A 19,288-nucleotide genomic window follows, 5' to 3' on the forward strand; every position below is an offset into this window, starting at 1 on the left:
GAATAGATAAAACGGCTGGGAAATCGCAATAGAATACCCATATCCTGCGGCGGCAACAACCGCCAGCATCCGCCCGGTGTCAGGCCCGGTCCCGGCACCTTGGCGGTTTAGCCGGGGAGCTTGGGGAGCGAGGGCGACAACCACCGCCCGTATCCGCTCAGTCTCCGGTTCAGGCCGGGCACGAACGGGGTTCAGCAGAGGAGTGATGGTCATGGACAAACGTCGACAAGGGTATGAAGACTTCATCGCCCAGCTCAGGAAGCAGTGGGAGGAGACGGAGGAGTTCCAGGGTGAGCGTCTCAACCGGATGATCGCCAGGGTGCAGGCCTATCTGGAGGCGGCGGGGGATCTGACCAAGGATGAACTGGCGCTCATCGCCGAATATGTGAAACGGGATCTCGGCAACTACGACGAGGGCAAGCAAGAGGCCCCGGAATCCGCCTTTATGCTGGCGCTCAAAGACACCGTCTGGTCCTGGCTGGCGGACGTGACCGATCGGGCCCAGGTGGAGTGGCAGGAGCTCGCGGACGAGCTGGAGCACAAAGGCGTCTACCGGGCAGGCGACTGGGTGGGGCTCGGCGTGCTGGTGTGCGATCACTGCGAGTGGCGCCATACCGTGCTGCACCCGGAACAGCTCGGCACCTGCCCCGAGTGCGGGGCCGACGAGTATCACCGTGAGCCGCTCTCGCCCTGAGAACCTGTCCACACTCTTACTGCGAGGCCGTGATCAAGGCTCATGTGCTGCTCGCTTGTCTGTAACCGAGAGTGCTCACGTATATCTATACGCTCCGGTTCCTGCGCTGCTCTTTAGCTTGCTGACGACCTCTCGTTGCAGAGCCTGAACAGGTTCTGAGCGGGTATCAGACTGAACAGAAGAGAGGCGCCCCTGGGCGCCTCTCTTGTTTATCTGCCTTGTGTTGCCTCAGCCCTTGCGTGCCCAGGGATGGGCGCGGGGGCGCAGGACCAGCCCCAGCCCCAGCAGCAGGGTGGCGATGCCATACATGGGCCAGCTGCCAAAGCGCAGATAGGGGGTCGCGCCGTGGGCCGGGCGCACCTCGGCGCGCAGCACCCCGGCCTCGAACTGCGGCAGCTGGGCGATGATGCTGCCGTCGATCTCGGTGACGATGGTGATGCCGGTGTTGGTGTCGCGCAGCAGCGGGCGGGCGAGTTCGAGGGCGCGCATGCGGGCGATCTCCATGTGCTGCCAGGGGCCGATACTGGTGCCGAACCAGGCATCGTTGGAGACGGTCAGCAGGAAGTCGGTGTCCGGCTGCACGTTGCGGCGCACCTCGTCCGGGAAGATGATCTCGTAGCAGATGGCGGCGGCGAACTTGAGCCCCTTGGCGATCAGGTTCGGCTGCACCTCGTCACCCCGGCTGAAGGAGGACATGGGCAGGTTGAAGAAGGGGGCGATGGGGCGCAGCAGATCTTCAAAGGGCACGAACTCGCCGATGGGCAGCAGGTGGTACTTGTAGTAGCGGTTCTTGTGCTCGTAGTAGTAGGACTCCTTGCCCTCGGCATCCTGCACCCCCATGCCGAGCACGGTATTGTAGAAGCGCTGCTGTTTCAGATCGTAATGGATGATGCCCGCCAGCAGGCCGGTGTCGTTCACCTTCATCGCCTTGTCCAGGCTCTCCAGATAGGTACCCATCTCCTTCTCGATGGCCGGGATCGCCGATTCGGGCCAGACGATGATGTCGGCGTCCTGGTTCTCGCGGCTGAGATCCTGATAGGTGCGCACCGTCGGCACCAGGGCCTCCGGATCCCACTTGAGGGACTGGGCGATGTTGCCCTGCACCAGGGCGACCTTGACCGGTTCTCCCCGGGTCACCCAGTTGAGCTGCATCAGCCCCTGGGCTCCGCCCACCAGGGCGACCGGCAGCAGCAGCCAGGCCGGCTTGCGGCTCTGCCAGGTCAGCCAGAGGGCTGAGGCGGTGAGCAGCAGGGCGAGGGTGATGCCCTGCACCCCGAGGATGGGGGCGAACCCCTTGAGGGGGCCGTCTATCTGGGTATAGCCAAACCAGAGCCAGGGATAGCCCGTCATCACCCAGCCCCGCAGCCAGTCAGCCATCAGCCAGAGCGCCGGGAAGGCAAGCAGCCAGCGGCTCCAGTGGCGACCCGTGAAGAAGCGGGCGAAGAGCCAGCAGGCCAGGGTCGGATAGAGGGACAGATAGGCGCAGAGCCCGGCCAGCAGCACGAAGGCGGCCGGCAGCGGGATGCCGCCAAACTCCGTCATGCTGACGTGGATCCACCACTGCCCGGGCAGGAACAGGCCCATGGCGTAGCCGAAGCCGCGCCAGGCAGCCTGTTTGGGGGTGGCCTTGTCCAGCAGGGCGTAGAGACCGAGCAGGGAGGGGATCACCAGAGGCCAGTAGCCGAAGGGGGAGAAGGCCAGCACGGCGATGGCGCCAGAGGCCAGGGCGCACAGGCTTGTCAGGAGTTTCGATTTCACGGGAGATCGGGGCTCGAATTGGGCTGAATGAATGTGGAATGGCCGACATCTTAACCGCAAAGCGCGCCAACGGCGAGCCTCGCGGCGGCGGACGCCGTGAGGAGCGTGCAGGGAATCGGCAAGGGAGACAAAAAACAAACGCCCCTGGTCAGAGGGGCGTTGATTGACGAAGCGGGTAGCGCGGGATCAGGACTCCGGCTGGGCCGCCGCGTGATGTTCCGGGATCTTCACCTGCAGCTGCTGCAGGCGGCGACGGTCCGCGTGCATCACCTTGAACAGGTAGCCGTCGAGCTCGATCTCCTCGCCCTTCTTGGGCAGGTGGCTGAAGGCGTGCATCACCAGACCGCCCACGGTATCCACCTCTTCATCGCTGAACTGGGTGCCGAAGAAGTCGTTGAAGTCCTCGATCTCGGTGAGAGCGCTGATGGAGAAGACCCGTTTGCTGATGCGGCGTATCTCTTCGGGCTCGTCCTCGATGTCGTCGAACTCGTCGTCGATTTCGCCGACGATGAGCTCCAGGATGTCCTCGATGGTCACGAGGCCAGAGACACCGCCAAACTCGTCCACCACTATGGCCATGTGGTAGCGCTCTTCCCGGAACTCCTTGAGCAGGCGATCGACCCGCTTGCTCTCCGGCACGATGACGGTGGGGCGCAGGATCTTCTCGAGCTGCAGCGGTTCGCTGGCGTGATGGCCGCCAAAGCCGAATGGCAGCAGATCCTTGGCGAGCAGTATGCCCTCCACGTGATCCTTGTCTTCGTTGATAACAGGGAAACGGGAGTGGCCGGATTCGATGATGACGGGCAGGAACTCGTCCACCGGTTGGGACTTCTCGATGGTCACCATCTGGGAGCGAGGGATCATGATGTCGCGCACGCGCAGCTCGGCAATTTCGAGCACGCCCTCGATCATGTCCTTGGTGTCCTGATCGATGAGGTCCCGCTCTTCGGCATCGGCGATGACTTCCACCAGATCGTTGCGGTCTTTGGGCTCGCCCTGGAAGAGTTGGCTGAGCTTGTCGAGCCAGGTTTTCTTCGGCGAGCCGGTACTAGGGTGATCGTCGGTCATTTTCTCTCTTGGTTACTCGCTAAAACACACGTGAAATCGTTGGGAGATATAAGGGTGGTCATCGGCTGTTTCAAGGCGATGACAGCCCGGCCCTTTACTCTTCGTCGTCGTCCAAATAGGGGTCTGCAAAGCCCAGTTCTTGCATGATGTCGCGCTCGAGCTGCTCCATCTCCTCGGCTTCCTCGTCCTCGATATGGTCATAACCTAGCAGATGCAGACTGCCGTGCACAACCATGTGGGCCCAGTGGGCCATGAGCGGTTTGCCCTGCTCGATGGCCTCGGCCTCCACCACCTGGCGGCAGATCACCAGATCGCCGAGCAGGGGCAGCTCGAGACCCGGGGGCGCCTCGAACGGGAAGGAGAGCACGTTGGTGGGTTTGTCCTTGCCACGGTAGGTGTGGTTGAGCTCGCGGCTCTCCGCCTCGTCCACCAGGCGCACCGTCACCTCGGCCTCCTCCTGGAAGCCCAGGATGGTGCCGTCGAGCCAGCCCTGCAGCTGGGCCTCGCTCGGCAGGCCGTCGTTGCTGGCGCAGGCCAGTTGCAGATCCAGGGTCACGCTCATTGGGCACTCTCTTTGCTGGTGTTTGCTTTGTTGGTGGCGGCCTTCTCGGCCGCCTGCTGGGCGTCAAATGCCTCGTAGGCCTGGACGATGCGGGCGACCACGGGGTGGCGCACCACGTCCTTGGACTCGAAGAAGTTGAAGGAGAGGCCATCGACCCCCTGCAGTACCTCCAGGGCGTGGCGCAGGCCGGACTTGGTGCTGCGGGGCAGGTCCACCTGGGTGATGTCGCCGGTGACCACCGCCTTGGAGTTGAAGCCGATGCGGGTCAGGAACATCTTCATCTGCTCCGTGGTGGTGTTCTGGGCCTCGTCCAGGATGATAAAGGCGTCATTCAAGGTTCTGCCTCGCATATAAGCGAGCGGCGCCACCTCGATGATGTTGCGCTCCATCAGCTTCTCCACGCGCTCGAAGCCCAGCATCTCGAACAGGGCGTCGTAGAGCGGGCGCAGGTAGGGGTCGACCTTCTGGGAGAGATCCCCGGGCAGGAAGCCGAGCTTCTCCCCTGCTTCCACCGCCGGACGGGTCAGCAGGATGCGGCGGATCTCCTGGCGCTCCAGGGCGTCCACGGCGGCGGCCACCGCCAGATAGGTCTTGCCGGTACCGGCCGGGCCTATGCCGAAGCTGATGTCGTGGCGCACGATATTGGCGATGTACTGGGCCTGGTTCGGGCTGCGGGGCTTGATGAGGCCGCGTTTGGTTTTGACCGTCACCTCCTTGCCATAAGGCAGGCTGGGAGCCTCGTCCTCGTCCTGCTCCAGCACCCGGGACTCCTGCACCGCCAGGTGCACCATGTCGGGGGTGATGTCGGTCACCTTGCCGCCCTTGAGCGGCTGGGTCTCCACATAGAGGTGCTTGAGGATGACGGCCGCGGCATCCACCTGGGCCTGCTTGCCGATCACCTGGAAATGGTTGTTCCGGTAGCTCACCTCGATGCCGAGGCGGCGCTCCAGCTGCTTGAGGTTGTCGTCAAAGGGGCCGCACAGGCTGGCGAGGCGCAGGTTGTCGGCGGGCTCCAGGTGCAGGTTCAGGGTCGCGATATGTCGGCTCAAGTTGACCTCGTTTCAAGGCACTTCCCTCCGGGAGGGAAGCGCAATTAATGGGGGGTGAAGGCCGCAACGCCCAGGGGATCGGGCACGTTGTCGGGGCGGCGGGCCAGGATCTCGCTCGGCGCCGTGGCGATGCGCAGGTTCATCTCGTCCTCGCCGCGGATGAAACGACCGCGCAGGGAGAAGGGGCGCACGTCGATGATCTCCACGTCGGCGAAGCCACCGATGAGGCGGTGGGAGCCCTCGAAGTTGACCACCCGGTTGTTCTCGGTGCGGCCACTGAGCTGCATGGGATCCAGCTTGGAGGGGCCTTCCACCAGGATGCGCTGTACCGAGCCCAGCATGGCGCGGCCGATGAGCATGGACTGGTGATTGATCTGGTTCTGCAGCCGGGTGAGGCGGGCCTTCTTCACCTCCATGTCCACATCGTCAGGCAGGTCCGCGGCCGGAGTGCCGGGGCGGGGGCTGTAGATGAAGCTGAAGCTCATGTCGAAGTTGATCTCCTCGATCAGCTTCATGGTGGCCTCGAAGTCCTCGTCCGTCTCGTTCGGGAAGCCGACGATGAAGTCCGAGCTCATGGTGATGTCGGGGCGCACGGCGCGCAGGCGGCGGATCTTGGACTTGTACTCCAGCACGGTATGGGGCCGCTTCATCATGGTCAGGATGCGATCCGAGCCGCTTTGTACCGGCAGGTGCAGGAAGCTGACCACCTCGGGGGTGTCCCGATAGACCTCGATGATGTCGTCGGTGAACTCGATGGGGTGGCTGGTGGTGTAGCGAATGCGGTCGATGCCGTCGATGGCGGCCACCAGGCGCAGCAGCTCGGCGAAGGTACAGTCATCCCCCTCGAAGGTCGGGCCGCGATAGGCGTTGACGTTCTGGCCGAGCAGGTTGACCTCGCGCACCCCCTGCTGGGCGAGCTGGGCGATTTCGTAAAGCACGTCGTCGAGCGGGCGGCTCACCTCTTCGCCGCGGGTGTAGGGCACCACGCAGAAGGAGCAGTATTTGGAGCAGCCTTCCATGATGGAGACGAAGGCGGTGGCGCCCTCGGCGCGCGGCTCCGGCAGGTTGTCGAACTTCTCGATTTCGGGGAAGGCGATGTCCACCTGGGCGCCGTGGCCCTCCTGCACCTGCTTGATCATGGCGGGCAGGCGATGGAGGGTCTGGGGGCCGAAGACGATGTCCACATAGGGGGCGCGCTTTCTCAGGTTGTCCCCTTCCTGGGAGGCGACGCAGCCGCCCACCCCGATCACCAGACCCGGCTTCTTGGCCTTGAGCTTCTTCCAGCGACCGAGCAGGTGGAACACCTTCTCCTGGGCCTTCTCGCGGATGGAACAGGTGTTCAGCAACAGGACGTCGGCCTCTTCGGGCTCTTCGGTCAGCTGATAACCATGGCTGGCGTCCAACAGGTCCGCCATCTTGGACGAGTCGTACTCGTTCATCTGGCAGCCCCAGGTCTTGATATGAAGTTTCTTGCTCATCGCTACTCTAATGACGGTTTTTGCTATCGACAGGGTCAAAGGACCGGGCATTTTACTCCGCAATGGCGGGGCTGACTAGTTAATATCCGGCGGCCCCCATGGGCTGGCTGGCCGCGTCAACAGGGGTTTTGTCCTTGATTGGGCAAGGCAATTCGCCGCTTCTCTCACTGTTTATCCCCCTTCCTTGCGCTATCATGCCCTCATTCGGTTTGGCCCCTCTCTGCCTGTGCGGGGCGCCCATTTCAGGAAGTACGTCATGGAACATTGCGATATTGCCATCGTCGGCGCCGGCATGGTGGGCGCCGCCACCGCCTGCCTGCTGGCGAGCCAGGGCCGCTCGGTGCGGGTCATCGAGACCCGGTTGCCGGGACCCTATGCGCCGGAGCAGCCACTGGATCTGCGGGTCTCCGCCATCAGCCTGGCGTCGGTGGCCCTGCTGGAGCAGGCAGGCGCCTGGCAATACCTGCGGCAGATGCGGCTGTGCCCCTATCGCCGGCTGGAGACCTGGGAGCTGGACGGCTTTGCCACCCGCTTCGATGCGGCCGACCTGGGCCTGCCCCAGCTCGGCTACATCATCGAGAACCGGCTGGTGCAGCTCGCTCTCTTGAGGCGTATGGAGGATTTCCCCAACATCCAGACCCATACCCCGGCGGCGGTGCAGAGTCTGCGTCAGGACAGGGAACACGCCACCCTGCTGCTGGATGACGGCACCGAGCTGCAGGCACGCTGGGTGCTGGCCTGCGACGGCGCCGAATCCCACACCCGCAGGCTCGCCGGGATCGGCGTCTCGCGCTTCGAGTACCGCCAGCACTGCATGCTGATCAACATCGACACCGACTTCGAGCAGGAGGACATCACCTGGCAGCAGTTCACTCCGCAGGGCCCCCGCGCCTTCCTGCCGCTGCCGGGTCGTCACGGCTCCCTGGTGTGGTACGACAGCCCGGCCCGCATCCGGGCCCTGACCGCCATGGACAACGAGGGGCTGGCCGCCGAGGTGCGCCGCCACTTCCCGAGCCGGCTCGGCGGCTTTCGCGTGACCGGCAAGGGGAGCTTCCCCCTGGTGCGTCGTCACGCCAACGACTACCACGCCGGCCGGGTGGTGCTGCTCGGCGATGCCGCCCACACCATCAACCCGCTCGCCGGGCAGGGGGTCAACCTCGGCTTCAAGGACGTGGCCTGCTGGGCCGAGGCTCTGGCCAAGGCGGGGGCTGACTGGCATGGGCTGGGGCTGGCCGCGCGCTACGAGCGCCGTCGGCGCCCGGACAACCTGCTGATGCAGTCGGGGATGGATCTCTTCTACGGGGCGTTCAGCAACGAGATAGGCCCCCTCAAGCTTGCCCGCAACCTGGCGCTGAACCTGGCGGACAAGGCGGGCCCCCTCAAGGAGATGGCGCTGCGTTATGCCCTGGGGCTGGTCTGAGGTTGCCGCCGGTCGCCATGAGAGAGGCGGGCGCAGCTCCCGTGAGCGTAACAACAAGGGGGCGGTTCTGATGAATCGCCCCCTTGTGCATCAGGCCTGCAGTCGCGCCAAGATCAGGGATGAGTCGAGCGATAGAAGGCCCACTCCTCCACCACCTGGCCGTCTGGCAGATGGCAGTAACCCACGGCGCCATCGGCTTCCTGCTTGATGATCACTTTGCCTCCCTGTTCGCCACAGTAGACCGAGGCCGGGTTGGCCATGCCGACTGGCGTCGGCGCTTTTTCGCTGGCGCAGGCGGTCAGCAACAGGGCGGGCAAGAGCGCAATAAGTGGTTTGATCATGGGGATCTCCCTTCAGATGGTGGCTGGATTCTTGCTACCCATCTTACTGCCCCTCTCATGAAAAAGGCAAAAATGAGTCCATTTCATCCTTCGGTCGCGGGGCTGGCTGCCGGGTGGGCCGCCAGCACCCGTTGCAGGAAGCGATCCCGGATAGGGTCCGCAAACTCCGGGTTCCACACCAGGCTTATGTCCCATTCCGACCAGGGGCCGGAGAGAGGGTAGAGGGTTACCTCCTGGCCTGCGATAAAGCCGACGCTGCGGGGCAGGATGGCGTTGCCGATGCCGGCGGCCACCAGGGCCACCAGAGTCTGGATATCTTCTGCCTCCTGGATCATGCCGCTCAGGCGGTTGGCGCCGAGAAAGCGGGCTATCTGCCGGGTGAGACCGGGGCAGCGGTGACCCACCATCTGCAGCAGCGGCTGGCGAGTCAGGGCCTGCTCCACGTCGAAGGCCGCCGGATCCGGCAGCGTTATCCGGGTGGGGACGGCCAGCACCAGCCTGTCCGTCAGCAGCCTGTGCTCGCGCAGTTGCGGCGCCTCTGGCCGGCGCATGAAGCCTGCCTGCAGGCGTCCGGTCAACAGCTGCTCCTGCTGAATGGCGGAGGTCATGTCCTGCAGATGCACCAGCACGTCCGGGGCCTGCTGCTTGAAGGCGGCCACCAGGGAGGGGGCGAGTGCGAAGCTGGAGAGCCCGAACCCTATCCTGAGGCGCCCCGCGGCGCCGCTCGCCAGCGCCAGGGCGTGATGTTCGAACCCCTTGCCGTGTTCGACCAGGGCAAGGGCCTGGGGGAGCAGCTGCTGGCCGATGGCGGTCAGCTCGGCGCCGTGGCGGCCCCGGTTGAACAGGGTGCTGCCGAGGGCGAGCTCCAGTCCCTGGATCTGCTTGGTGAGGGCTGGCTGGGTCACGAACAGCCGCTGCGCCGCCTCGCGGTAGTTGGCGGTCTCCGCCAGCATGACGAAGGCTTGCAGTTGCCTGAGGTCGAATTTCATTCCATTTGGTTATCCAATGTGGCGATTTATTGATTATAAATTATCTAACTACCTTGTTCTAATGGTCTCGAAACGGGCCATTCTGCCTGCCGACCAGCCACAAGGAGTCATGTCATGTCAACCGAACGCTATCTGTTCTTGATCAAGGGAAGCCTAGTACTGGCACAGCCACTGGCGGCCCAGGAGACGGGGGAACTGCTGACCAGCCTGCTGCAGCAGGGATTTGCGGTGGGCCCCCAGCCGGTGTGGGCGAGCAATGCCGAGCAGGCGCTCGCCTGCTATGAGGCCGCGACCCAGCGGCAGGTCTTCATCGACACGCTGGCGGGGCGCTGAAGGGCGCGAGCCGCATCGGCCGACCGGGGTATCTGGTCGCTGAGCTCGAACGGGATCGCCGGATGGCGAGGGCTCATGGGTTGGCCGACGGGCTGCCATCCCGGTCATCCGGCGCGTCTTCCCGGTGCAGCTCCACCCGGTTGCGACCATGGCGCTTGGCCTGATAGAGCGCCTGATCGGCGCGGGAGAGCAGCCTGTCCAGGTTGTAGGCACCGTGTTGCTGGCAGGCGAGCCCTATGCTGACGGTGGCGACGATGGGTTGACCGGACGCATCCATCATGCTCATCCCGGCCACCTTCTCCCGCAGTCGCTCGACCACCTCCAGGGCCTGGGACTGGGTGGTCGCCGGCAGCACGATGGCGAACTCCTCCCCTCCCAGACGCACGAAGAGATCCCCCTGGCGCAGCTGGTGACGCACTGTATCGGTGAAGGCCCTGAGCAGGTGATCGCCGGACTCGTGGCCATGACTGTCATTGACGCGCTTGAAGTGGTCCAGATCCAGCATGCCGACGGCGACGGGGAGCTGGCGCAGCTCCTGGGTGGCTAGCATGGACTGGGCCATCGGCCAGAAGCCGGTGCGATTGAGCACGCCGGTGAGGTGATCATGATGGGCCAGATGCTCCATCCTGCTCAGCAGGTTGTTGCGCACGGCCATGATGCTGGCGGCGGTGAGGGGGGTGAGGGCGATCAGCATGACGCCGATCCTGACCGAAAACATCCAGTACTGGGTCTGGGCATCTTGGCTGATGACGAGATAGCCGTTGGAGAGGGCCAGCAGGGTCAGGGTGCTGAAACCCAGGGAGAGCAGGCAGGTGGTAAAGAGGGAATAGCTGACGGCGCACCACAGCAGGGCGGGCACCGGGAAGGCGATGGAGCCGGGACCAGCGATCAGCAGGGAGAGCATCATGGTGCAGAGCAGGCTCAGCAGTGGCATCAGCCTGGGCCAGGAGAGCTGGGGCCGGAACAGGCGGGCTAGCCAGGCCGAGATCTCCCCGGGGGGAGGCAGCGTGAGGATCACCGGCAGTATGGCCATGTAGTTGACGAGCTCGCTGGCAAACCAGAAGCCGAGCCCGTAGAGCATGGTGCCCTGAAACAGCAGGGGATTGATGAAGGCCCCGACGAGGCCGGCAGCCAGGGAGGCCGCCATGGATATCAGTAGCAAAAACACCAGGGAGGTGGGTCGCCTCAGACGCCTCTCTTGCGAGCTCAGGCAGCGAAACAGCACAAAGCCGACGCAGACGCCCGCCAGGTTGCCCAGGGTCAGCAGCAGCGTCTTCTGGAGGTCGTCCTGGGTGAACTGGGCGGCGAGCAGGTAGCCTGCAATGCTTCCCAGCCACCCCGGCAGGGAGGCGAGGCGTGGGTAGCGCAGCATGATGCCGAGCAGCACGGCGTTGGCCGGCCAGAAGGCGGCCAGCAGGTTCGGGGGGCGGGTGAAGATGCCCATCAGGGAGAACAGGAGGATCAGGGTGGTGACACAGAGAAAGGCAAACAGCGGATAGAGTCTGGGCGGGATCTGCTGGCGTCTGGCCTCCCTCATGAGGTTGTCCTCGTCATGACTGATAATGTTGTCACAGAGTAGGGGGGTTGACGGGAAAAGGACAGAGGAGAGGCGGGAAGAGGCCCCCTGCGAGAGGGGGCCGGGGGATTAGCCGAAGACCCGGAAGCGGACATCGTCCTCGATGAAGGTCTTGTCACCGGCGGGCTGTTCTATGCTGCCGAAGGGCATCTGGGCACGCAGGAGCCAACTAGCGGGCAGGTTCCACGTCTGGCGCACCGCCTCGTCGATCAGCGGATTGTAGTGTTGCAGGGAGGCGCCGATGCCTTCCTGGGCCAGGGTGGTCCAGACCGCGAACTGGGCGATCCCGGTGCCGTGTTCGGACCAGATGGGGAAGTTGTCGGCATAGAGGGCGAACTTCTGCTGCAGATCCTGGATGACGGCGGTGTCCTCAAAGAAGAGAACGGTTCCGAAACCGGCCCGGAAGCTGCCGTTGATCTTGGCCTCACTCTGGGGATAGGCCTCCGGCGGAACTATCTTCTTGAGCTCGGCCTTGACGATGTCCCACAGCTTGTGGTGCTCCTCGCCAAACAGAATGACGGCGCGGGAGCTCTGGGAGTTGAAGGAGGAGGGGCTGTGCTTGATGGCATCCTTGATAAGGGCCGTCAGCTGGGGCTCGGAATGGGTCACCCGGTTGCCCAGGGCATAGATGGTACGACGTACTTTGATCTGTTCGATAAACGGACTGCTCATAACATCTCCTTGGTTGATGGATCATCGCCGACAAAGTTCATCTGGCTCCGATTTCTCGAGTCATCGACTATAACACCTTCTGCACAAGAAACCGTCAACACGGGGTGAGGAGTGTTTCTACTTTTTATGGATATTCACTGCTCGGGAACGCATATATAAGAGTGGACCCAATGTTCCCTTTTCGACCCCCAACAGTAGCCACTGATGATTTCAATCAATGATGGCTTGGTTGATTTCACCATAAAATGAGTTTTTAACGACATTTTATGGGTAGTGGAGTGGCTGCTGCGATCATCAAGGAACGCTATTACATCCTGACCCCGTTGTCGTTTGTGCTTGGCGCCCTGGTGCTGATCGCCACCCTGTTGCTGGCGGCGGCCAGCTACCTGCAGAGCATCGACAAGACCATGGCGGGTTACGGTCACATGCTCACCACCATCGATGCCACCCTGATCCACGAGCTGGCGCAGGACAACCAGCGGCAGCTCGGCGTGCTGGAGTCTTCCCTGGACAAGCGGGCCATCGCGAGGGGGGGGACGGCCATCAACCCGATCTGGCCCATCGCCCATCAGTTCAAGCACGACGCCCACTACCTCTTTTTCTACAATGTGCGCACCAACCACCTCGACGGCTATCCCGACTGGCGTGCGCCGGCAGGCTATGAGGCGCGGGATCGCCCCTGGTACCAGGCGATCGCCAGCGGCGGTGACGACCTCATCTGGTTTGGCCCCTACGATGAGTTTGCTTCCGCCAACCAGGTACTGACTCTGATCAAGCGGGTCAGGGATGACGAGGGGCAACTGCTGGGGCTGCTGATGGTGGACATGTCGTTCAACACGCTGCAGGCGGCGTTGGGACGGGCACTGGGAGGGGACCAGGCCGCCCTCTACATCACGGAGCGCCAGGGGGGACAGCGGGTGGTGGGGCACAATCTGCAGCTGCTGCCGAGCGCCCTCGACCGGGAGCGTCAGGTCGGCGGGCTGGATGTGCTCTGGGAGGGGCGCCACCTCAGGCACGGGCTCACCGACATGGACTGGGATCTCAACCTCTACCTGCCCCCCGGCCATTTTTACGAGAACCTGCAGGGCACCCTGCTGATGGTGGTGCTGCCCGCGCTGGCGCTGCTCTGCATCTGGCTGTGCAGCCTGCTGTTTCTGGTGCGGATCTTCCGCCAGGAACAGGCGCTGGTGCAGGGCTCCCTCAACGGCCTCATTCGGGATGAGGCCTTGCTGGAGATCCAGCGGCGCCAGCGCACCTGGTTCGTGCATGGCAGCCTGGGGGAGATAAACCAGGTCAGAACCAGTTTGCAACAGGGGCTGGATGCCCTGCTCCACGATCCCCTCACCGGCATCATGAACCGGCGGGCCTTCGAGCAGGACAGAGCCGGGCTGGAGCAGGAGGGCACCCCCTACTGGCTGGTCCTGTTCGATGTGGACAACTTCAAGGGCGTCAATGACAGCTGGGGACACGGGGTAGGGGATGCCGTGCTGTTTCGGGTGGCGACCATCCTGGCGAGAACCCTGGGGGAAGGGGGGGTCTACCGGATCGGCGGGGACGAATTTGCGGCCCTGCTGCCCTGGGAGCGGGAGGAGGTGGAGTATGGCCTGACCCACCTGCTGGGGAGGGTACGGACGCTGCAATGGCGCGAGTTCGAGGCGTCCATCACCCTGAGCGCCGGAGGCGCGCACTATCCGGAGGACTCCCCTGACCCGTTCGAGCGGGCCGATGAATGCCTCTACGAGAGCAAGCGGCAGGGGCGCGACTGCTGGCATCTCTCCTCCCCTGAAACGTCCTTCTGCGGGGGTATGTGACAGTATCTGTCAGAGCATTGCAGTGGGAAAAATAATGCTCTGGGGCAAGAATCGGGTCACAGCGGAGATAATTTCCTATGTGACCTTTTTTTTTAATTAATTTTCATGTGTTTAGCCTGCTCCAATGGAACCTGTCGCGAACAGGAGACAACCGGGTTGCCGCCGCTCTCCCTGTTGCCGCAGTAGCGCGGGGCATGTCGCTTTGTATAGTGCTGGGAAAAATCACCAGTCATCAGGCTTGACGGGAGTATCCCATGAAAATGAAACAGTTTGGCATGAGTACGGTGGCATTGCTGGGGTCGCTGCTGTTGGGAACGGGTCAGGTGCAGGCGTCCGAGACCCTCAATACCATACTCGGCGGCGGTGCCGGCGGGGTGGCCGGGACCATGATCGGCAAGGAGCTGGGCGGCGACACGGGCGCCCTGGTCGGGGCGGCGATCGGCGGTGCGGCAGGTGGTGCGGCCACGGCCAACCGGGGCAACAAGAATGAAGCTGCCCTCGGAGGCGCCGTCGGTGCCCTGGGTGGCGCCGCCATCGGCAAGAGCGTCGGGGGCGACACCGGTCGCCTGATCGGGGCCGGCATCGGCGGTGCAGGCGGTTCCGCCATCGGCGCCAAGACCGGCGACACTCACGAGAGCCGGGGTGGCCGTTACTACGGTGACCGGCACTATCATGATCATCGCCACTACTACAAGAAGCACAAGAAACACCGCAAGCACAAATGGCACGACGATTGATGCCACTGCAGGATGCAAGAAGGGGCCACTGGCCCCTTTTTTTGATCCCGCAGCCGAGGCCCGGGGACGGTGTGCGCCGGGCTAGACCAGCCGGTGCTGGCGCCTGCCGAGGGCGAAGGCGTTGATGTTGTCGATCAGCTGATCCGCGAGTCGCTGCATCGACTCCTCGCTGGCCCAGGCGACATGGGGGGTCAGGATGAAGTTGGGGTAGCGCAGGGCCTGCATCAGGGGATGATCCGGAGGCGGCGGCTCCTGGCTCGCCACATCGAAGCCGGCGCCGCCGAGGCGCCCATTGCCGAGGGCCTCCAGCAGGGCCTGCTCGTCCACCAGGCCGCCGCGTCCCACGTTGATGAGCAGGGCACCCGGTTTCATCATGGCCAGCTCCCGCTCGCCTATCAGGTGGCGGGTATAGGGGGTCAGCGGGCAGTGCAGGCTGATCACGTCCGAGCTCTCCAGCAGGGCGTCCAGGGGCAGTCGGTCGTCATCGCCACTCGTCCCTATCTGGCTCTGGGCATAGCGAACCTCCATGCCGATGGCCTGGGCCCGCTGCCCCAGCGCCTGCCCCAGCGTCCCCTTGCCGATGATGCCGAGGCGCTTGCCGTGCAGATCCGCGATGGGGTGATCGAAGAAGCAGAACTGGCCGCTCTGTTGCCAGCGTCCCTCCAGCAAGGATTGGCGCCAGGCGAACAGGTTGCGTGACAGGGCCAGCATCAGTGCCATGGCGTGCTCGGGGACGGAGGGGCCCGAGTAGTTGCGGATGTTGCACACGGCGACACCGGCGGCGCGGCACGCCTCCAGATCCAGGTTGTCGCTGCCGGTGGCCGCCAGGGCAATCAGCTTGAGCTCGGGCAACCTGGCCAGTTCGTCGGCACCGATGCGGACCTTGTTGATGATGGCGATGCTGGCGCATGCGAGGCGCTCAACCACCTGATCCGGCGCCGTGGCCGGATAGCTCTGCCAGTGATGGGGAAAATCGGGGCGACGCAGATTGATGCCGGCGTCCAGGGTGTCGCTGTCGAGAAACACGATTTGCTGCATGAAGCCTCCTGCCAATGGAAGAGACATGATGCCAAAGAGGGAGGGCGGCTGACCAGCCCGGTCATGAGCGGCGGCAGGAGGACCGCTCCTGCCTCGTCACGGGGTCAGATCCAGCCCAGGTGGGTCAGCCAGCCCTGGATGCGTCCGGGGGTCTCCTCGAGATCCATCAGGGCATAGGGGCGGTAGTTGAGCTTGTGGCTGCGACGACTCTCGTGCCTGCGCGCCTCGGCGGCCAGCAGGGGCCAGCGGTTGCCCTCCTCCTGGTAGAGGTCGAGGGTGGGCACGCTGGCCTGGGCTACCTGCTTGGCAAGGGTCTGGTTGCTCTGCTGGTTGGGGAAGAAACCGTCCAGCAGCACCAGGGCGTCGGGGGCGGGCAGCTGCTCGCTCGCGATGAGGTTCGCGGCCCAGGCCGCGCTGGTGCCCTGTGCCAGCAACAGCCTGAAGCCGCCCTCCTGCAGCTTGGCGTCGCCGATCTCGCTGATGCGGGTGGCAAACTGTTTGCGAAAGTCGTCGATGGCCTGCTGTTTCTTCTCGGCAGCCGGGTCCAGCTCGGCCTGGCGGGGGGAGGGGAGCAGCAGCAGGGTATCGAACCCGAGCCGTCCCAGATCCCGGGTCAGTTGCCACAGCTGGCCGCTGCGCTGCCAGTCGGGCAGCAGGATCGCGAGCCCCACGTAGTTGTCGCCGTCGTGCTTCGCGAACAGCACCCGCTGCTTGTCGACTCGGGTGCTGTCAGGCACCCCTTGCCAGTCCGTATTCTGCCAATAGTCGGCGGGCGGCGGCGGGGCGAGATCGAGGGGGGAGGAAGGGGGCGTCTGCCCGGCGCCGTGGGCGGCGAAGGCTAGCAAGGCCAGCAGTAGGCAGGGGCGAAACGACATGGGAAATCCTCCATTACTCCCTGATAGCGGCTGTGGCGGCGTTTTCTTGAGAGCTTCGCAAAGGGGCTTGCCACCTCCCGCGAGATAACAAGAGCGGGGCTCGTGGAAGCGCGGCCTGATGGCGGGGGGCTATGGCTTCATATGGCAAAGCAATGCCGGATTTGATCGTTCCCTCATCCCATTCCCACGTGTTTCAGTAAGGGCATGCAGAGGCGGGGCTCCCCCGCAGCTGGCCACCCCCCTCATCAGGAGAAACACCATGTATCTGTTCCACTGTTACGGCGACCTGGCTCTGACCTTGACCCATCTGTTCACCGACCGGGAGCGCTATCGCCATGAGCACCTTGACCCACTTGCCTGAACTCGATCTCGGGCAGCTCGATGCCTCGCCCAGGCAACGGGCGCAATTCCTGACCGCCTTGCGCAATGCCGCCCGGGAGGTGGGATTCTTCTACCTGACCGGCCACGGCATCGATCCCGAGCTGCAGCGGCAGTTGCAGCAGCTGTCGCGCGCCTTCTTTGCTTTGCCTGCCGCCGCCAAGCAGCAGGTCGCCATGATCCATTCCCCCCACTTTCGAGGCTATAACCGGCCGGGGGCCGAGCTGACCCGTGGCCAGCCCGACTGGCGCGAGCAGTTCGATATCGGCGCCGAGCGCAGCGCCTTGCCACTGGCTGCGGGCGATCCGCCCTGGTGGCGGTTGCAGGGGCCGAATCAGTGGCCCGATGGGCTGCCTGAGCTCAAGCCCGTGCTGCTGGGCTGGCAGCAGGCGATGACCCGGATGTCCCGCACCCTGCTCGGCGCCTTTGCCGAGGCGCTCGCGCTGCCGCCGGATGCCTTCGATGCCTTGCACGGAGAGCGCCCCAACGAGCACATCAAGCTGATCCGCTATCCCGGTGAGCGCGGTGCGACCCAGGGGGTGGGACCTCACAAGGACTCGGGGTTCCTGAGCTTCCTGCTGCAGGATGACCAACCCGGCCTGCAGGTGGAGGTGGAGCCCGGGCGCTGGCTCGATGCACTCCCCCGTCCCGGCACCTTTGTCGTCAACATCGGTGAGCTGCTGGAGTTGGCCAGCAATGGTTATCTGCGGGCGACCGTGCACCGGGTGGTGCCGTCGGCGCCTGGGCATGAGCGCCATTCCATCGCCTTCTTCCTGGGGGCCCAGCTAGATGCCGTGGTGCCCGTCTACCCGCTGCCCGACGCCCTGGCCCGCGAGGCGAGGGGGCCGGCCACAGACCCGGACAACCCGCTTTTGCGGGAGGTGGGGTGGAATTACCTCAAGGGGCGACTGCGTTCCCACCCGGATGTGGCCCAGCGCCATCATGCCGATCTGCTGCCGGCGCCCCGGGCGCTGGCGGTCGGCGAAGCCTACTGATTGCATCGAAAGGAATCTCAAGATGAAGCAGAACAGACGACTGTTTTCCCTGACCGGCGTGGTACTGGCCCTCGGGCTCTCCTTTTCCTCCCAGGCGGCCCAGGCGCTGCGGGTGGCCGCCGATCCCCTGCCCCATGCCGAAATCCTTGGCGAGGTGAAACGCCAGGATCCCACCCTGGACCTGCAGGTGATCGAGCTCAGCGGTGGCATCAATGCCAATGAACTCCTGGTGGCGGGGGATGTGGATGCCAACTACTTCCAGCACGTTCCCTACCTCAAGGATCAGGAGAAGGCGCTCGGCACCGAGCTGGTGGTGGCCGCCACCGTGCATGTGGAGCCGCTCGGCATCTATTCGAAGAAGTTCAAGCGGCTCGAGGAGGTGCCGGCCAAATCGGTGATCGCCTTGCCCAACAACGTCACCAATCTGAGCCGGGCGCTCTACCTGTTGCAGAGCAAGGGGCTCATCACCCTCAAGGCGGGCTATCAGGATCCGGCCCGGGATCTGGCCACGGTGCAAGACATTGCCACGAATCCCAGGGAGCTCAAGATCCTGGAGATCGAGTCACCCCAGCTGCCCCGTTCGCTGGATGATGTGGATCTGGCGGTGATCAATGGCAACTATGCCCTAGAGGCGGGGCTGGAGCCGGCTCGGGATGCCCTGGGGCTGGAGAGTGCCGAGCATAACCCTTACGCCAACATCCTGGTGACCACTCCGGCGCTCAAGGATGATCCGCGGATCCGCAAGCTGGCGCGGGAGCTGGAGTCCAGGGCGATCGCCGAGTTCATTCGCAAGAGCTACAAGGGGTCGGTGATCCCGGTGGCGGGGCAGCAGTCATGATAGCGCTCGAGGGGCTGGGCAAGCGCTACCCCGGGCATTCTCAGCCAGCCCTGGACGGGGTGTCGCTGGCAATCCCGGACGGGGCCATCTATGGCATCCTCGGGCGCAGCGGGGCGGGCAAGAGCACCCTCATCCGTTGCCTCAATCTGCTGGAGCGGCCGACCAGCGGCCGCATTCTGGTGGACGGGCGTGACATCACGGCATTGGAGGGGGCGGCCCTGCGCCGCCATCGCCAGGCTTGCGGCATGATCTTTCAGCATTTCAACCTGTTGCATGCCCGCAACGTGGCAGACAATGTGGCGGTGCCGCTGGAGATCGCCGGGGTGGCGCGCCGCGAGCGCTCAGCCAGGGTCGCCGAGCTGCTCGAATGGGTGGGGCTCTCGGAGCACGCGCAGGCCTTCCCCTCCCGGCTCTCGGGCGGGCAGAAACAGCGGGTCGGCATCGCCCGCGCCCTGGCCGGCAACCCGTCCCATCTGCTGTGTGACGAGGCGACCAGCGCGCTGGACCCGGAGACCACGGAGTCGGTGCTGGCGCTGCTTGCCGACATCAACCTCCGACTCGGGCTCACCATAGTGCTCATCACCCACGAGCTGGACGTGGTCAAGGCCATCTGCGATCACGCGGCGCTGCTCGAGCGGGGCGTGCTGGTCGAGAGCGGGGACCTGGGCACCCTGCT

18 protein-coding genes and 1 pseudogene are annotated in these 19,288 nt (G+C 64.4%); 8 read left to right on the forward strand and 11 right to left on the reverse strand.

The annotated features are described in order from the left end of the window. Positions 1–211: 211 nt before the first annotated feature. Entirely contained in the window at positions 212–694 is a 483-nt protein-coding gene (locus I6L45_RS11630; protein WP_043762182.1) for a zinc ribbon-containing protein, read from the forward strand. A 228-nt stretch (positions 695–922) separates the two neighbouring features. Here the strand turns inward: I6L45_RS11630 and lnt are convergent, their stop codons facing one another. The 5 genes from lnt to miaB form a co-directional block, all read right to left on the reverse strand. Beyond that, positions 923–2,452 (reverse strand): apolipoprotein N-acyltransferase, encoded by a 1,530-nt coding sequence (gene lnt, locus I6L45_RS11635; RefSeq protein WP_216982141.1) that lies wholly within the window; start codon positions 2,450–2,452, stop codon positions 923–925. Between the two features lie 186 nt (positions 2,453–2,638). Continuing rightward, the gene (gene corC, locus I6L45_RS11640) at positions 2,639–3,520 is read right to left on the reverse strand and encodes a CNNM family magnesium/cobalt transport protein CorC (protein ID WP_043762180.1); all 882 of its coding nucleotides are present in this window, start codon (positions 3,518–3,520) and stop codon (positions 2,639–2,641) included. A gap of 94 nt (positions 3,521–3,614) precedes the next feature. Continuing rightward, positions 3,615–4,082 carry an rRNA maturation RNase YbeY gene (gene ybeY / locus I6L45_RS11645; protein WP_043762179.1) on the reverse strand — a complete coding sequence of 156 codons (468 nt, stop codon included), beginning with the start codon at positions 4,080–4,082 and terminating at the stop codon, positions 3,615–3,617. Further along, a complete protein-coding gene (locus tag I6L45_RS11650; RefSeq protein ID WP_043762178.1) occupies positions 4,079–5,131 on the reverse strand; it encodes a PhoH family protein in 1,053 nt (350 codons plus the stop codon). The genes ybeY and I6L45_RS11650 overlap by 4 nt, the downstream gene beginning before the upstream one ends. A 44-nt stretch (positions 5,132–5,175) precedes the next feature. Further along, positions 5,176–6,609, reverse strand: coding sequence for a tRNA (N6-isopentenyl adenosine(37)-C2)-methylthiotransferase MiaB (gene miaB, locus I6L45_RS11655; RefSeq protein ID WP_134695378.1), 1,434 nt, complete (start codon positions 6,607–6,609; stop codon positions 5,176–5,178). A gap of 256 nt (positions 6,610–6,865) precedes the next feature. Here miaB and I6L45_RS11660 point away from each other — a divergent pair, with 256 nt between their 5' ends. After that, positions 6,866–8,029, forward strand: a complete 1,164-nt coding sequence (locus I6L45_RS11660; protein WP_043762176.1) for an FAD-dependent monooxygenase — start codon at positions 6,866–6,868, stop codon at positions 8,027–8,029. A gap of 113 nt (positions 8,030–8,142) precedes the next feature. On the opposite strand, the gene I6L45_RS11665 is transcribed toward I6L45_RS11660, so the two are convergent. Next, entirely contained in the window at positions 8,143–8,370 is a 228-nt protein-coding gene (locus I6L45_RS11665) for a DUF333 domain-containing protein (RefSeq protein ID WP_216982142.1), read from the reverse strand. Positions 8,371–8,453: 83 nt separating this feature from the next. Further along, positions 8,454–9,359 carry a LysR family transcriptional regulator gene (locus tag I6L45_RS11670; RefSeq protein WP_216982143.1) on the reverse strand — a complete coding sequence of 302 codons (906 nt, stop codon included), beginning with the start codon at positions 9,357–9,359 and terminating at the stop codon, positions 8,454–8,456. 114 nt (positions 9,360–9,473) lie between these two features. On the opposite strand from I6L45_RS11670, the gene I6L45_RS11675 reads away from it, so the two are divergent. Continuing rightward, positions 9,474–9,692, forward strand: coding sequence for a hypothetical protein (locus I6L45_RS11675; RefSeq protein WP_216982144.1), 219 nt, complete (start codon positions 9,474–9,476; stop codon positions 9,690–9,692). Between the two features lie 73 nt (positions 9,693–9,765). On the opposite strand, the gene I6L45_RS11680 is transcribed toward I6L45_RS11675, so the two are convergent. Next, the gene (locus I6L45_RS11680) at positions 9,766–11,229 is read right to left on the reverse strand and encodes a GGDEF domain-containing protein (protein ID WP_216982145.1); all 1,464 of its coding nucleotides are present in this window, start codon (positions 11,227–11,229) and stop codon (positions 9,766–9,768) included. Between the two features lie 108 nt (positions 11,230–11,337). Continuing rightward, positions 11,338–11,940 carry a nitroreductase family protein gene (locus tag I6L45_RS11685; protein ID WP_134695384.1) on the reverse strand — a complete coding sequence of 201 codons (603 nt, stop codon included), beginning with the start codon at positions 11,938–11,940 and terminating at the stop codon, positions 11,338–11,340. A gap of 278 nt (positions 11,941–12,218) precedes the next feature. On the opposite strand from I6L45_RS11685, the gene I6L45_RS11690 reads away from it, so the two are divergent. Continuing rightward, a complete protein-coding gene (locus I6L45_RS11690; protein ID WP_216982146.1) occupies positions 12,219–13,751 on the forward strand; it encodes a diguanylate cyclase in 1,533 nt (510 codons plus the stop codon). 254 nt (positions 13,752–14,005) lie between these two features. Further along, the gene (locus tag I6L45_RS11695; RefSeq protein WP_043762168.1) at positions 14,006–14,488 is read left to right on the forward strand and encodes a glycine zipper domain-containing protein; all 483 of its coding nucleotides are present in this window, start codon (positions 14,006–14,008) and stop codon (positions 14,486–14,488) included. Between the two features lie 81 nt (positions 14,489–14,569). Here the strand turns inward: I6L45_RS11695 and I6L45_RS11700 are convergent, their stop codons facing one another. Beyond that, positions 14,570–15,526: a D-2-hydroxyacid dehydrogenase gene (locus I6L45_RS11700; RefSeq protein WP_216982147.1), complete on the reverse strand. Its 957-nt coding sequence runs from the start codon at positions 15,524–15,526 to the stop codon at positions 14,570–14,572. A 104-nt stretch (positions 15,527–15,630) separates the two neighbouring features. After that, on the reverse strand, positions 15,631–16,401 hold the full coding sequence (locus tag I6L45_RS11705; protein ID WP_216982148.1) for a DUF3530 family protein: 771 nt from the start codon (positions 16,399–16,401) through the stop codon (positions 15,631–15,633). 335 nt (positions 16,402–16,736) lie between these two features. Between I6L45_RS11705 and I6L45_RS11710 the strand changes: the two genes are divergently transcribed. The 3 genes and pseudogenes from I6L45_RS11710 to I6L45_RS11720 form a co-directional block, all read left to right on the forward strand. After that, positions 16,737–17,774: an isopenicillin N synthase family oxygenase gene (locus I6L45_RS11710; RefSeq protein WP_216982149.1), complete on the forward strand. Its 1,038-nt coding sequence runs from the start codon at positions 16,737–16,739 to the stop codon at positions 17,772–17,774. Positions 17,775–17,796: 22 nt separating this feature from the next. Beyond that, a complete protein-coding gene (locus I6L45_RS11715; protein WP_134695389.1) occupies positions 17,797–18,612 on the forward strand; it encodes a MetQ/NlpA family ABC transporter substrate-binding protein in 816 nt (271 codons plus the stop codon). Next, positions 18,609–19,277, forward strand: a pseudogene (locus tag I6L45_RS11720) (methionine ABC transporter ATP-binding protein); the annotation flags it as partial. The gene I6L45_RS11715 and the pseudogene I6L45_RS11720, both read left to right, overlap by 4 nt. Positions 19,278–19,288 lie beyond the last annotated feature (11 nt).

It is taken from the genome of Aeromonas sp. FDAARGOS 1415, from assembly GCF_019048365.1.
In the GTDB taxonomy this organism is placed as follows: domain Bacteria; phylum Pseudomonadota; class Gammaproteobacteria; order Enterobacterales; family Aeromonadaceae; genus Aeromonas; species Aeromonas taiwanensis.

Coding starts and splice junctions, on each gene's coding strand:
- I6L45_RS11630 (WP_043762182.1), top strand. CDS start 212: ATGGACAAACGTCGACAAGGGTATGAAGACTTCATCGCCCAGCTCAGG.
- corC (WP_043762180.1), bottom strand. CDS start 3,520: ATGACCGACGATCACCCTAGTACCGGCTCGCCGAAGAAAACCTGGCTC.
- ybeY (WP_043762179.1), bottom strand. CDS start 4,082: ATGAGCGTGACCCTGGATCTGCAACTGGCCTGCGCCAGCAACGACGGC.
- miaB (WP_134695378.1), bottom strand. CDS start 6,609: ATGAGCAAGAAACTTCATATCAAGACCTGGGGCTGCCAGATGAACGAG.
- I6L45_RS11660 (WP_043762176.1), top strand. CDS start 6,866: ATGGAACATTGCGATATTGCCATCGTCGGCGCCGGCATGGTGGGCGCC.
- I6L45_RS11665 (WP_216982142.1), bottom strand. CDS start 8,370: ATGATCAAACCACTTATTGCGCTCTTGCCCGCCCTGTTGCTGACCGCC.
- I6L45_RS11670 (WP_216982143.1), bottom strand. CDS start 9,359: ATGAAATTCGACCTCAGGCAACTGCAAGCCTTCGTCATGCTGGCGGAG.
- I6L45_RS11675 (WP_216982144.1), top strand. CDS start 9,474: ATGTCAACCGAACGCTATCTGTTCTTGATCAAGGGAAGCCTAGTACTG.
- I6L45_RS11680 (WP_216982145.1), bottom strand. CDS start 11,229: ATGAGGGAGGCCAGACGCCAGCAGATCCCGCCCAGACTCTATCCGCTG.
- I6L45_RS11685 (WP_134695384.1), bottom strand. CDS start 11,940: ATGAGCAGTCCGTTTATCGAACAGATCAAAGTACGTCGTACCATCTAT.
- I6L45_RS11695 (WP_043762168.1), top strand. CDS start 14,006: ATGAAAATGAAACAGTTTGGCATGAGTACGGTGGCATTGCTGGGGTCG.
- I6L45_RS11700 (WP_216982147.1), bottom strand. CDS start 15,526: ATGCAGCAAATCGTGTTTCTCGACAGCGACACCCTGGACGCCGGCATC.
- I6L45_RS11705 (WP_216982148.1), bottom strand. CDS start 16,401: ATGTCGTTTCGCCCCTGCCTACTGCTGGCCTTGCTAGCCTTCGCCGCC.
- I6L45_RS11710 (WP_216982149.1), top strand. CDS start 16,737: ATGAGCACCTTGACCCACTTGCCTGAACTCGATCTCGGGCAGCTCGAT.
- I6L45_RS11715 (WP_134695389.1), top strand. CDS start 17,797: ATGAAGCAGAACAGACGACTGTTTTCCCTGACCGGCGTGGTACTGGCC.